Below are 12,241 nucleotides of genomic sequence, written 5' to 3' on the forward strand. Positions count from 1 at the left end.
GTATCATATTTTGATACCAACCACTTTAGCTCGAAAAAGTTCGACGAGTAAAACTCCTGTTGGGCATAAGCTTTCCATGCTCGAATTATTGGAAAGGCTTAATTGCTGTTGACAGCTTTGAAATTGTGAAGTATACTATAGATATACTTTTTATAATAGAGGTTTACAATGGAGCGAATGAGCAAAAAAGAGGCTGTCGCCGCACTGCACAGGGCGCGGATCATGGCGGCTGCCGAAAGCCTTTTCTCGGAAAAGGGCTACGAGCAGACAACGATAGAGGACATTTCAAAGGCGTCTGAATACAGTCGGCGCACGATCTACGCCTACTATGACAGCAAGGGAGATATTCTCCATCACATCATTGAAAAGGGCTTGCAATCCTTGAAGGCCGATATTGAGAACGCCGTGAACAATCATGCCGGTTTCGTTGAAGCCTGCCGTGCGGTGTGTAGCGCAATGAGTCGTTACAGAACGGAGTGTCCCCATTCGCTTGAGAGTTTGAATCGTTCTGGCGCAGCGAAGATCGAACCGTTGGCGATTTCAGATACGGTAAAAAGCATACTCCGTCTTGGAACGGAGATAAACGACATCCTTGAAGCACTCATTGTACGCGGGCAGAAAAGTGGCGAGGTAAGAAAGGATATTGTTCCTGTTCTGACGGTCTATGTACTCTCCACAAACCTTGATTCGCTGCTTGCGCTTGCCGAAACAAAGGGAAAATTCATTTGCGCACAGAATGGTATGACGGAAGATGAGTTTCTCGACTATGGATTTCGGCAAATAATCAACTCTATCCTTGAAGTACGAATATAATGAGGGAGCGGCATGGACAAATCAAAATTAGATTGGCTTCTCTGCCCAAGATGCGGCGGTAAAACAAGAACTCAAATACGACCACGCACGGTATTAGAGGAGTTTCCTCTATTCTGCCCAAAGTGCAAATATACCTGTGTAATCCATTTCAAAGACGGAAAAATTGAAGAACTTAAAATGGCAGACGCCAAAATCTAATATGAAAATACAGCAACGATTCAATGCGAATCATTTGAAGTTGATCGCAATTATTGCCATGACCGTTGACCATGTGTGCGATTTGATTTATCCCGGTTTCCCGGTCGAACCGATGGCAATAGGATTGCATTTTGTGGGGCGCTTGACAGCTCCGATTATGTGGTTTTTCGTATGTGAGGGATTTTATTATACGCATGATGCAAAGAAGTATATGCTGCGAATGGGAATCTTTTCCGTGATCTCGCACTTTGCATATTGTTTTGCATTTAGGATAAACCCAATCCCACTCCGTACAGGAATTTTTAATCAGACAAGCGTCATGTATCCGCTCTTTGTCGCAGTCTTGGTTTTGTGGATACAGAATACTGATTTACCCATGAAAAACTGGGTGAAGCATGTGCTTATCTTTGCTTTGATTTTAAGTGCGTTTCCTGCAAATTGGAGCTGCATAGCGGTACTTGCAATCGTAGGCATGTACAACAAAAGGGGCAATCTGAAAGCCCAGATGAACGTAATGGCCTTGTATGTTGCCCTGTATGCAGCTGTGTCCTTCCTGTTTGTGAGCAAGGGCTACGCCCTTGTACAGATTGGCGTTTTGTTGGTGTACCCAGTCTTGAAGCAATATAACGGAGAGAAGGGAACCGCAAAATGGATGAAGTGGTTCTTCTATCTGTATTATCCGCTGCACTTAATTCTCATCGGGGTACTTCGCACTCACCTTTACGGGAATGCGTGTTTACTATTTTAGCGCAGGAACAAGCAGCAACTGCCCGCTTAACAAGGACGAAAAATTGAAGAAATCCGAATGCCAGACGCATAGACGCAGCGCAATCCGAAAAAATCGGTTTGTGCTGCGTCTTTTGTTTTTTAGACCGGAAGTAATTGCAGAAAGGTCTTGCCGTGAATGATGTAATGCGTGTGTTACCGCTGCATCAGCTTATGTCCCCAAAAGGCAATCACTTTGCTGGGAGAGCGGGTACAGGAACAATGCAGATACGAAAAATATGTTTGACCGCCGCAATGGTTGCAATCATCGTATCCATTGCTGCGGCTATCAGTTTCCTTGTATGTATAAGTCCGCCGAGGGACGAGGTTGAATCCTTTGATTATCCGCCAGAGTTCTTCTGCACAAGCTCAGAAAATCATATCGACTACCAGACAGATGGGAAATGTGCGGCTTATGCTGCTGCCTATCTCCTGCGGCACTTTGGGGAAGATACGAACGGAGAGGCGCTGTTTCCGGAATTAAAACGAACGCTTGGCTTCGCTTCCGCAAACAGCATCGTAGATGTTTTTGAGCAGCATGGGTATCCGGCAAAGGCTTGTCAAGGGAGCGTTGACACGTTGAAGCAGCGGTTGACGGGTGGAAATCCAATCATCGTTTTCACCCGGATTCCGGGAGATACGCACTACGCTGTCGTTGTCGGCTATGACGAGCAGCACATTTATCTGGTAGACTCCCTTGCGGAAAATGCCAACGCATCGGATGCGCGATACAACCGTGTGCTGACAACGGAGGATTTTGAAGCTATATGGAAAACAGTAACGTTGCTTCCTGACAATATTTATATCACATTCTTAGCGCCAGAAAGAGGAAACGCATGTTGATATTCATACTTCTTTTGCCGATTATATTCTTCATTGCCGCTTTTCTTGCGAACGCCGCCATGTTTCGCCCGGAGAAGCGACCGGAAGCGAACATAGATGGGCGCAGGGTGACAGTCCCCAGCGGCAGAAATCACCTTGCAGGGTATCTCTGGAATGAGACGGGGACGCAAGGCTTACTTATTTTTGCGCATGGAATGGGAACGGGTGTCGAGTATTATCTACCAGAGATTCACCACTTTGTCGCACAGGGATATAAGGTATTCTCCTTTGAATACAGCGGCTATCCGGGCAGCACCGGACATTTTTACGGCTTCCCGCAGGCGGTGATCGACCTGAAAAACGCACTTGATTTTGTCGAGGACGGTTCCCGTCCTGTCATTCTGATGGGACACAGCATGGGCGCATACGCCGTCTGTGCGGTGCAGCAATACACCGATAAGCGAGTGGACGGGATCGTAGCCTATGCGCCGTTTTTCTCGTCGGACGAGGCTGTTATCGCGGAGGCGACCGGAAACATGCCCAAATTTGGGAAACTGCTTTGCGGCCTGATCCTGCCGATGCAGCGCATTTTGTTTGGACGGAATTGCAACCCGACCGCCATGGCGGGACTTTCCCGCGCCAATGTGCCGACACTTGTCCTGCAAGGCAGCGAGGACGTTGAAGTTACCCCCGACGGCTGCGCTCTGTATGCGCACCGCACAGAACTGTCCGATGCTCCCGTTACCTTTCGGCTGGTGCAGGAGGAAGAAAGCAGCGGCCACATGACGGTCATTCGGAAAAAGGGCAGTCATGGTGTCAATTTGGACACCATGCAGTTGGTCGATACATTTCTTCGTGAAGTTTTGTACAACGAAACGCTGTAGGCAAAGCGGAGCTACTTTATCCTTCCCGGAAAATGACCGACACAAATCATAGAAATGAAAACTCAGAAGGAACTATAAATGAATCGGAAATCATTGACCGCCACACTTCTCACCCTTTGCATTTTGGGGCTTGCTGTCTTTTTGACTGCTTGCGGCCGAGACTGCTTTGTTGGCAGCCGCACGGCAGAGGCAGGCTCCTACCGATTGGACATTGACCGCATGACCGGAACCGACCGGTTCACGATGGAATTGGGCACGGGCGATACGCTTGGGGTTCAATTTGAAACCGTAAAAGGCTCTATCTACATGGAGATCAAGGAACCGGACGAAAGCTCTCTATATGCCGGTAACGGCAAGGGCGTGACCGAGTTCACCGTAAGTATCTCACAAAGCGGTACATATTCCATCTATGTGGAAGCGCGTCATGCCAAAGGAACGGTTTATATTCAGCGGATAGATGGAAAGAACGCTCTGTGGAACTGATGACTCGATACCCCAAACAGCAGCACGGGAGGAAATGACATGAAAAAGCTATATGAGAAAAACGAGCTGACCTTTGCAATCGTGTGGATCGTGGTTTACTGCGTTCTGCAATCGCTGGCGAATCCGCTCAATAAAGTAATTGGCATCGAATACGCCGCAAGCGCTGCTTTCTGCGTCTTGCAGGTTATTGTTCTTTTTGCCTTTATCCGAAAGAACGATTTGCAAAAACGGTATGGGCTTTGCAAATCACCCGTTCCTGCAGGACGGTTTCTCTACTATGTGCCGCTTGTAATTCTGGCATCGGGAAATCTCTGGAACGGCGTTGCGGTCAATTACACGCTGGCGGAAACGGCCTGCCGTATCGTGTGTATGCTCTGCGTTGGATTCTTGGAGGAAGTGATTTTCCGAGGTCTGCTGTTTAAGGCCATTGCAAAGGACAATATCAAGTCTGCCATTGTCATATCAAGCGTGACTTTCGGTATCGGGCATATCATCAACCTGTTTAACGGCAGCGGCATGGATGTTGTCAATAACCTGTGCCAGATCGTCTTTGCAATCGCAGTTGGTTTCCTGCTGGTCACGATTTTTTATCGTGGTGGCAGCCTGCTTCCCTGCATCATCGTCCACGCTGCCATCAACACGCTCAGCACCTTTGCAAATGATACAAACCTTACCACGGAAATGCACCTGCTCCATCTCGCTGCCCTGATCGTCATTACAGTAGTCTATACGCTGATCCTGACACGGACACTCCCCCCAAAACAATGGAAAGAAGGTTGTAAGAATGAATAACAAAGCCAGTATTACCGCCCTGATGAGTTCGTTCGGACGGGCGTTTCACGCAGAAAACGAAGAACATCCAGTTTTCGCAGATTATCTTGCCAAGGAGCTGCTGACAGCAGAAGAATATGCTGCCGTTCAAGGCTATATCCTCGGCGGAGCGCAGTTCTTTGAACCGGAGATCGATCCCGCAACTTTTCAGCCGAAGGAGCTGCTGCGCAGACTTGTGAATGTCCATATCGCGCCGTCGCCGCTCTGCCGTGCGGCCTATACAGAGAAGGCTCTGAAAGCCGCCGTCCTGACCGGCACAAAGCAATACATCATCCTCGGCGCAGGCATGGACACCTTTGCTTTCCGGGAAATGGAGTTTTTATCGAAGCACCGGGTATTTGAGGTCGATCACCCTTTGACGCAGGCGGACAAGCGGGAACGGATCACCCGCGCTGGTTGGACGGTTCCCGACAATCTCGCCTTTGTCCCCGTAGATTTCACGAACGACAGCCTGACGGAACGGCTGATTGCCGCCGGTTTTGACCCGTCCGTGAAGTCCCTTTTCTCATGGCTCGGCGTGACCTACTACCTCTCAAGGGAAGCAATCGACACGATGATCTCTGCGCTGTCCTCGCTCTGTGCGGACGGCAGCGCCCTTGTGTTCGATTATCCGGACGAGGACTTCTTTGCTGCACCCGAAAAGCGTGTGCAGAACACCATTATGATGGCAAAAGCAGGCGGTGAACCGATGAAAACGGCCTTTTCCTATTCGGAGCTTGAAACGCTGCTGGAGAAGCACGGTTTTCTGATCTATGAGCTGCTGACACCGGATGATATTCAAAGGGACATCATCGACAAGGCAGACAGCGATATGAAAGCCTTTGAGCATGTCAATTACTGCCTTGCTGTCAGGAAAGATTAAAGTGAGAGGCGGTGAAAATGGCAAACGAGTAGAAGATTTTCTCTTTGATTTGACGGAGGAGAAATACGAAATGAAAATCTATGACATTTCCCAAGAGGTTTTCAGCTCTCAGGTATATGCCGACAATCCGATGCCGGGGAAAAAGCTGCTCTGTTCAATGGAAAGCGGCAGTTTGTATAACCTGTCGGTTTTTAGCATGTGCGCTCACAACGGCACACATATCGATGCGCCGTTTCATTTTATCAAAGACGGAAAGACTGTAGATTCCATAGGTTTAGATACATTCGTAGGAATGGCTTATGTTGCAGAATATCATGGAATCGTCTCTGATGCTGTCGCCGCAGAAATACTTGAAAAAGTGAAAAAGCAGGACACAGAAGCGGCAAAGAGAATTCTTATTAAGGGAGATGCGGAGGTTTCTTCGGAAGCAGCCGAAGTATTTGCCAAATCGGGAATCTTACTGCTCGGCAACGAATCCCAGACCGTCGGGCCCGAAGCCGCACCAATGGAGGTACACCTCATCCTGCTGGGAGCCGGTATCGTATTGCTTGAAGGAATTCGTTTAGCAGAAGTTTCGGAAGGCATTTATTTCTTAAATGCAGCGCCATTAAATCTATCCGGCGCGGATGGTGCGCCATGCAGAGCTGTACTGATCACTGCCGAGAGATAGGATGATAGTAAAATCCGTTGGAATCTTACGATACAAGTGGAAAATAGAAATGAATAGAGATGAAATATTAAAAAAAAATAAGCATTACTGGGATACATACGCCGATCTGTGGTTTGGCACTACTGCGCTTCCTGCATACGGCGTACACTTTGTAACTGAGGATGAATTACACTTGTTCGGTGATGTTTCGGGAAAGAAAATGCTTGAGATTTGCTGCGGCAGCGGTCATTCTCTGAAATATCATGCAGACAGAAATGCCGGAGAATTATGGGGTGTTGATTTTTCTCATAAACAGCTTGAAAATGCTGAGCGGTATTTGAGTGAAAACGGTTACACGGCCAATTTTATCTGCTCTCCGATGGAAGCTGATATGGATATTCCGAAAGAGTATTTCGATTTCGTATACTCGATATACGGTATCGGATGGACGACTGATTTGGACGGTATTTTCCGGAAGATTGCATCGTATCTGAAAAAAGACGGTATCTTCATTTTCAGTTGGCATCATACACTCAATTACTGCATTGCCTGGTCTTGCGATGAACGGAAAGATGTGATCCAAAATAATGCCTTGGTGATGAACAAAAGCTATTTTGATGAGTCTTACTTCAGGATGCCGGTGGACGGCAGTGAGATCCTGCTGTGTAACCGAAAAATATCCACCTATGTCAACGCTTTAGCGAAAGCGGGATTTGCAATTGAGCAAATGGTTGAACAGACCGACGAGGCCACAATGCACACGGAAGGAAATATCAGCGACAAAGCGAAAAAAGCAAAAATGCTCCCCATCTCCGTTTTGTTTAAGGCAAGAAAGTTATAAAAGAGAAAACTTGTGGAGGCAACTATGAAAAACACAAACCAACTGATTGGATGCTGCGGACTGGACTGCGAAACCTGCGACGCCAGAATCGCAACGCTCACAAACGATAACACCCTGCGCGAAAAGACTGCCGCCCTGTGGACAAAGCTCAATGGGGTAACGATCACACCGGAAATGATAAACTGCACCGGCTGCCGCATAGAGGGCGCAAAAACGCCCTTCTGCGACAAGCTCTGTCCCGTACATAACTGCGTCCGGGAAAAGGGGATGGATACCTGCGCAGACTGTGAGCAGATGGATGGATGTCCGACGCTGGGGCGCATCGCTGTAAACAGCCCGTTTGTGCTGGAAAACCTGAAGCATCTCCGTGAGGCACAGTAAATTCCCTATTTGTATCCTGCCACCAGCAACCTTCACGAACATTTACGCGATAAATTGAAAGGACAAACTCATGATTACAATATCACCATCCGTAAAAAGTATTTTCCCGCAAGCACGATTTGGTGCCATGATCGTAAGCGGCGTTGGACAGCCTGCGGATCGTTCTATTATGGATGCCTTGATTGCCGATGAACTCAATCAGTTAAAGGCTTCCTATCCTGATTATGAACGGAAGAACGCCTTAGCCTCCGACCCGCTTTGTCATTATGCGGCTTACTATAAACACTTCAAAAAGTCCTATCATGTTCTCGGCCAATTAGAATCCATTTTATTGAGGGGCAAAAGCATCCCTCCCGTTGGGGTTCCGGTTGAAGCCATGTTTTTGGCAGAGCTAAAAAGCCAGCTATTGTCCGCGGGACATGATCTGGATATGACACAGGGCAGGTTGACCGTTGACGTTGCCGCTGAACCTCTGACCTATAAAAGCATATCCGGGAAAGATCAGCAGCTTGCATTAAACGACTTGTTTTTATCAGACGAGGCGGGAGTGCTGTCAAGCATTATAGGCGGCCCTGATTATCGCACAAGAATTACAGACACGACCAGAGATTGTCTCTACTTTGTGTATGGCGTAGAGGGTGTTACCGGCCAGCGCATTGAAACGCACTTGGAAACACTCGCCTCCTATTTGTCAAAAGCAATAGAGGGAGTACAGATAAAATCCATAGATATTTATTAAGCAGAGGCGCAAGGTGAACACATCCGCATTTTTGATTACATCGCTGATTATCATTCTCATTCCGGGGACAGGCGTTATCTACACCGTGTCCCTTGGAATGAGCGAAGGAAGGAAAAAAGCGTTTTTTGCGGCACTCGGATGTACTGCGGGCATCCTTCCTCATTTATGTGTCAGCATCGTTCTGTCATCGCTGCTCATGCAGATGGATGATAAAGTATTCTTAGTTGTAAAGTACATAGGCGTTTTGTACCTGATCTACTTAGGCGTTGGAATGATTTTCAGCAAAGGAAATGTTCAGTTTTCGGAACATCAGGCAGAATCTCGTGCGTCAGCTATCATCAGGCGCGGGGTATTGATAAATCTGCTGAATCCAAAGCTCACGCTATTCTTCTTTTCATTTCTGCCGCAATATGTAAGCTCCGACAGCTCGAACTACATGATAAAAAGCTCTTTACTTGGGCTTCTGTTTATGGTGTTGACCTTTATCGTGTTTATAGGGTACGGCTTCTTGGCAGGGACAGCAAAGGAATGGCTTTGTCAATCGCCCAAAAGAATGTCGTTCCTCCAGAAATGCTTCGGAATCACATTCATTGCGTTTGCCATCAAATTAGCTCTGTAACCCTACAAACCATCTCAGCCATCTTGCATAAGCCTATAAAGGCAGTAGTCACGCATGAGGGCAACTTATGGAGAACCAATGAAATATGCAAAACACATTGACGGTAAATGATACCGAATATACCGTACTCCAGCTCCTTGGGAAAGGAAAAGGCGGCTACTCCTATCTGGTGACAGATGGAACAACGCAATATGTCCTGAAACAGATCCACCACGAACCTTGCGAATACTACACCTTCAGCGACAAGCTGCAAGCCGAGCTGCGCGACTATAAAACGCTGTGCAAGCTGGGAATCCCCATGCCCCGGCTTCTGGCGGTGGATGCCCCGCAGGAGTGCATTTTGAAGGAATACATCGCCGGGCAGACGGTGGCAGAGCTTCTCAAAGCGGGACGGATGGAACCCGGCTGGCTCAAACAGGTGCAGACCATGTGCGGCCTTCTGTACCCGGCTGGACTGAACATCGACTACTATCCCACCAACTTTGTTCCATGCAGCGGAACGCTTTACTACATCGACTATGAGTGCAATGCTTACATGGAGCAATGGGACTTTGAACATTGGGGCATCCAGTATTGGACTGCACAGGCACCGGAAAGGACGAATGAAATATGAGAAACTACAAGAAAACAATTACAACGCTGCTGACCGCAGCCATATTACTGATTGCCGCCTTTATGACGGGATGCACCAAACTGTCGGAAGCTCCCAATAGTACCCCCTCGGAGGTGGACGTGCCTGCCGAATCCGATGGTTCTGGCGTGTATGTCAAGCTGGAGCGCGATGATGTCAGCTCTGTCGCCCTGCGCGGCGGCGACTTCACAAAGGTGTGTGAAAATGCAGACGGCTCGCTGTTAAAGGCCGGTGAATGGCTTTTTACCGGTGATGATATTGCACAGCTTTCCAAGAAAGAGAACAATTCCGTCCTCTTTACCGTTCGTGCGCTGGATGCTGACGATATGCTGCTGGGAGAAGGCACGTTCCTTTACGATGTGACACAGGAAAAGCTGTATGTCACGATCTCTGCGGACGGCGTGACCTGCTCCACCTCTGACGCAGCCGATGCCCCGGCTGATGTGCCGCCGGTGCTGACGCTTCCCATTCTGGACGAGATTGACCAGACCGTGACCATTGGAACATCCGGTTCTTCGCTGTCGGCTGTGCAGGCGGCAGTCAAGCTGCTGGACTGGGGCGTGAACACGGGACTTGGAACGGATGAGATCAGCGACGCTGCCTCCACATGGCTGGCTGCGAAAAACAATGATCTGACCGATCATCTGCAAAAGCTGGAGCTGGTGGATGATGCCTATCAAAAGCTCCTGACCGACGAGGCGCGGGAGCTGCTGGACAGCGCTGGATGTGAGAAAGTGGAGATCACTTGGGGCAGCGATCCGGTAGAACCGGTCGAGGCCATCATGCAGGCTGCTGGACTTCGCAGATGATACAAGGATGGATAGCGAAGATATGAAAGACTTTTTTACATCAGACACAGTTCATAAGCATTGTCGTAATTCCATTATGCGCGAGAAAGTCATCATAGCCGCTGCTATTGCGGCAACGATGCTGCTCTCCCTCACGGCCTGCGGAAAACTGCCGTTCCTCGGCAAAAGCGACCAAGACGCTTCCATCACAGGAAATGCAGCGGGGGCAGTCGATGTGACTCCTCCCGCAGATACAAGCATTTCACCCGACAAGGATACCGCAGAGGGCAAGGAAACTCCAACAGACGAGGACACCGTCGCTGATGATTCGTGGAAGGTCGAATTTGAAAAAAGTCTGCTGGACAACTACGGTGTCAAACCAGATCATTACGAGGAACTGGAAAATGGCGTATATCAGGTGTATGTAGAGATTGACGGCAAGATTATTCCCTATGTCGCAGTAGATTCTGCGACCGGCGACTATCATGGGTAAAATCAAATAACGACACGAGTGCCGGACGCATAGACGCAGGGCCGATAATCCGTGAGCCATCAGGCAGCACGGGTTATCGGCCCGTTTCTTTTGATAATAGCTGCGCTGGCATACACAACAAGACCGTTTTGCTCGGCCTTGCGGCGCGAAGCGGCGGTTTTGAAATATTGCATTTCAAGCCGCCGTTTTCCTTTTGAAAAAATGGATTTACGGAGGGTGTGGTAAAGTCGCCCTTTTTTAAGGATACGGCGGTATCCAAGGAGGTATCGCCGTGTCCTTTTTGCTTTTTCACAACGTCCATGATCTGCACCGGCTAAAAAAAGCGTAGCCCCTCCACCGGGATATTCTGGGCATGAGTATGAACACAGAAATCATGTAAATAGATTTTATAATTCTTCTGCGCCTGTCTGCGTTTTGCAGACAGGCGCTCTTTGTCGTTATAGGGGATGCTTCTATCGTCCCCGCGCTCCGCCCTTTGCCTGATCCGGCCACCCACCCGATCAGGACGAAAGGAGCGCGCAAATGAGCGACAGAAAAAATAATTTTGATTTTTCCCGGCAGAGCTGGCCAAAACAGCCTTCCGCAGAACGAGTAGTGGGCGAAAGGGGAAGAAAAGAACTGCCTCCCGGCACGAAGGGAGGTGAGAACATGAAACCTGATCGCCACGCCGAACACAAGCAGCACGCCTTTGACAGCTTTTGCAAAAAGGTCTTGAAGTGCGAGGCCTGCAATGGCTATCGAGAGATCAGCCGCAGGAAGAAACACAGCATCCCTTTCAGCGAACTGCCGGAGGACGCAATGGAGCAGCTTGCGGCCTATGATCGTTATCCTTGGGAGTACAACACCTTCATTCTTGGCGGTGATGTGATCCTGATCGAAAACGATTTGCTGGCCGATGCGCTGAACGCCTTGCCCCAGGACAACCGGGATATCCTTCTGATGTACTGGTTTCTGGAAATGGCGGACCGTGAGATCGCGGAGCGTATGAACCTGGCCCGCAGGACGATCAACAACCGCAGGCTGAAATCCTATCGGCTGCTGAAAGAGCTGATGGGAGGTGATACGGATGCGTGACACAGCAGCTTCCCGGAATAATCTTCTTCCTTACCCGGTCATTACCGCTGCTGTCCAGGGCGACCCTGACGCGGTAAACCGTGTGATCGGCCACTACTCCGGCTACATAGCAGCGCTTTCCACAAGGACAAGCTATGATCCTCAGGGCTGTCCTCATTCTCAGGTGGACGATGATCTGCGCCGCAGGCTGGAAACGAAGCTGATTATTGCGATTCTGGATTTTGACCTGACCTGATCCAGATGACCGTCGTGCGTTCCCCCTTTCCGCATGGCGTGTTCCGCACCTTGACAAAGAAAGCCCGGCAAATCCCGGCGCAGCATAGAGCAGACGGATACATTTCCGCCTGTGCGGAGCCATACGGCCGGTA

The 12,241-nt window shown here is 49.1% G+C and carries 19 protein-coding genes; 18 read left to right on the plus strand and 1 reads right to left on the minus strand.

Annotated elements, in window-relative coordinates; genetic code table 11:
- Nucleotides 1–168: 168 nt before the first annotated feature.
- The 16 genes from ACY2VT_RS04915 (at nt 169) to ACY2VT_RS04990 (ending at nt 10,799) form a co-directional block, all read left to right on the plus strand.
- On the plus strand, nt 169–813 hold the full coding sequence (locus ACY2VT_RS04915; protein ID WP_461879116.1) for a TetR/AcrR family transcriptional regulator: 645 nt from the start codon (nt 169–171) through the stop codon (nt 811–813).
- Between the two features lie 12 nt (nt 814–825).
- Nucleotides 826–1,011, plus strand: coding sequence for a cysteine-rich KTR domain-containing protein (locus ACY2VT_RS04920; RefSeq protein ID WP_461879117.1), 186 nt, complete (start codon nt 826–828; stop codon nt 1,009–1,011).
- Entirely contained in the window at nt 977–1,759 is a 783-nt protein-coding gene (locus ACY2VT_RS04925; RefSeq protein ID WP_461879118.1) for a TraX family protein, read from the plus strand. Before ACY2VT_RS04920 ends, ACY2VT_RS04925 begins: the two co-directional genes overlap by 35 nt.
- Before the next feature lie 272 nt (nt 1,760–2,031).
- A complete protein-coding gene (locus ACY2VT_RS04930) occupies nt 2,032–2,619 on the plus strand; it encodes a cysteine peptidase family C39 domain-containing protein (RefSeq protein ID WP_461879119.1) in 588 nt (195 codons plus the stop codon).
- A gap of 59 nt (nt 2,620–2,678) precedes the next feature.
- On the plus strand, nt 2,679–3,482 hold the full coding sequence (locus ACY2VT_RS04935; protein WP_461879148.1) for an alpha/beta hydrolase: 804 nt from the start codon (nt 2,679–2,681) through the stop codon (nt 3,480–3,482).
- A 78-nt stretch (nt 3,483–3,560) separates the two neighbouring features.
- Nucleotides 3,561–3,965: a hypothetical protein gene (locus tag ACY2VT_RS04940; protein ID WP_461879120.1), complete on the plus strand. Its 405-nt coding sequence runs from the start codon at nt 3,561–3,563 to the stop codon at nt 3,963–3,965.
- Between the two features lie 39 nt (nt 3,966–4,004).
- Nucleotides 4,005–4,757 (plus strand): lysostaphin resistance A-like protein, encoded by a 753-nt coding sequence (locus ACY2VT_RS04945; protein WP_461879121.1) that lies wholly within the window; start codon nt 4,005–4,007, stop codon nt 4,755–4,757.
- The gene (locus ACY2VT_RS04950) at nt 4,750–5,658 is read left to right on the plus strand and encodes a class I SAM-dependent methyltransferase (protein ID WP_461879123.1); all 909 of its coding nucleotides are present in this window, start codon (nt 4,750–4,752) and stop codon (nt 5,656–5,658) included. Before ACY2VT_RS04945 ends, ACY2VT_RS04950 begins: the two co-directional genes overlap by 8 nt.
- Nucleotides 5,624–6,328 (plus strand): cyclase family protein, encoded by a 705-nt coding sequence (locus ACY2VT_RS04955; RefSeq protein WP_461879124.1) that lies wholly within the window; start codon nt 5,624–5,626, stop codon nt 6,326–6,328. The genes ACY2VT_RS04950 and ACY2VT_RS04955 overlap by 35 nt, the downstream gene beginning before the upstream one ends.
- 49 nt (nt 6,329–6,377) lie before the next feature.
- Nucleotides 6,378–7,148, plus strand: a complete 771-nt coding sequence (locus ACY2VT_RS04960) for a class I SAM-dependent methyltransferase (protein WP_461879125.1) — start codon at nt 6,378–6,380, stop codon at nt 7,146–7,148.
- A gap of 24 nt (nt 7,149–7,172) precedes the next feature.
- Entirely contained in the window at nt 7,173–7,529 is a 357-nt protein-coding gene (locus ACY2VT_RS04965; RefSeq protein WP_461879126.1) for a DUF3795 domain-containing protein, read from the plus strand.
- A gap of 70 nt (nt 7,530–7,599) precedes the next feature.
- Entirely contained in the window at nt 7,600–8,268 is a 669-nt protein-coding gene (locus ACY2VT_RS04970) for a hypothetical protein (RefSeq protein WP_461879127.1), read from the plus strand.
- A gap of 31 nt (nt 8,269–8,299) precedes the next feature.
- Nucleotides 8,300–8,887 carry a LysE family translocator gene (locus tag ACY2VT_RS04975; RefSeq protein ID WP_461879128.1) on the plus strand — a complete coding sequence of 196 codons (588 nt, stop codon included), beginning with the start codon at nt 8,300–8,302 and terminating at the stop codon, nt 8,885–8,887.
- Between the two features lie 85 nt (nt 8,888–8,972).
- Nucleotides 8,973–9,500, plus strand: a complete 528-nt coding sequence (locus tag ACY2VT_RS04980) for a hypothetical protein (protein WP_461879129.1) — start codon at nt 8,973–8,975, stop codon at nt 9,498–9,500.
- Nucleotides 9,497–10,327 (plus strand): hypothetical protein, encoded by an 831-nt coding sequence (locus tag ACY2VT_RS04985; protein WP_461879130.1) that lies wholly within the window; start codon nt 9,497–9,499, stop codon nt 10,325–10,327. Before ACY2VT_RS04980 ends, ACY2VT_RS04985 begins: the two co-directional genes overlap by 4 nt.
- 76 nt (nt 10,328–10,403) lie before the next feature.
- Nucleotides 10,404–10,799 carry a hypothetical protein gene (locus tag ACY2VT_RS04990; RefSeq protein ID WP_461879131.1) on the plus strand — a complete coding sequence of 132 codons (396 nt, stop codon included), beginning with the start codon at nt 10,404–10,406 and terminating at the stop codon, nt 10,797–10,799.
- A gap of 73 nt (nt 10,800–10,872) precedes the next feature.
- Here ACY2VT_RS04990 and ACY2VT_RS04995 read toward each other — a convergent pair whose 3' ends face one another.
- Complete coding sequence (locus ACY2VT_RS04995; RefSeq protein ID WP_461879132.1) at nt 10,873–11,100, minus strand: hypothetical protein; 228 nt, start codon at nt 11,098–11,100, stop codon at nt 10,873–10,875.
- A 347-nt stretch (nt 11,101–11,447) separates the two neighbouring features.
- Between ACY2VT_RS04995 and ACY2VT_RS05000 the strand changes: the two genes are divergently transcribed.
- A complete protein-coding gene (locus tag ACY2VT_RS05000; RefSeq protein WP_227622937.1) occupies nt 11,448–11,873 on the plus strand; it encodes a sigma-70 region 4 domain-containing protein in 426 nt (141 codons plus the stop codon).
- Nucleotides 11,866–12,108: a helix-turn-helix domain-containing protein gene (locus ACY2VT_RS05005; protein WP_113992623.1), complete on the plus strand. Its 243-nt coding sequence runs from the start codon at nt 11,866–11,868 to the stop codon at nt 12,106–12,108. The genes ACY2VT_RS05000 and ACY2VT_RS05005 overlap by 8 nt, the downstream gene beginning before the upstream one ends.
- Nucleotides 12,109–12,241 lie beyond the last annotated feature (133 nt).

Source organism: Fusicatenibacter sp., assembly GCF_050872605.1.
In the GTDB taxonomy this organism is placed as follows: Bacteria; Bacillota; Clostridia; order Lachnospirales; family Lachnospiraceae; genus Fusicatenibacter.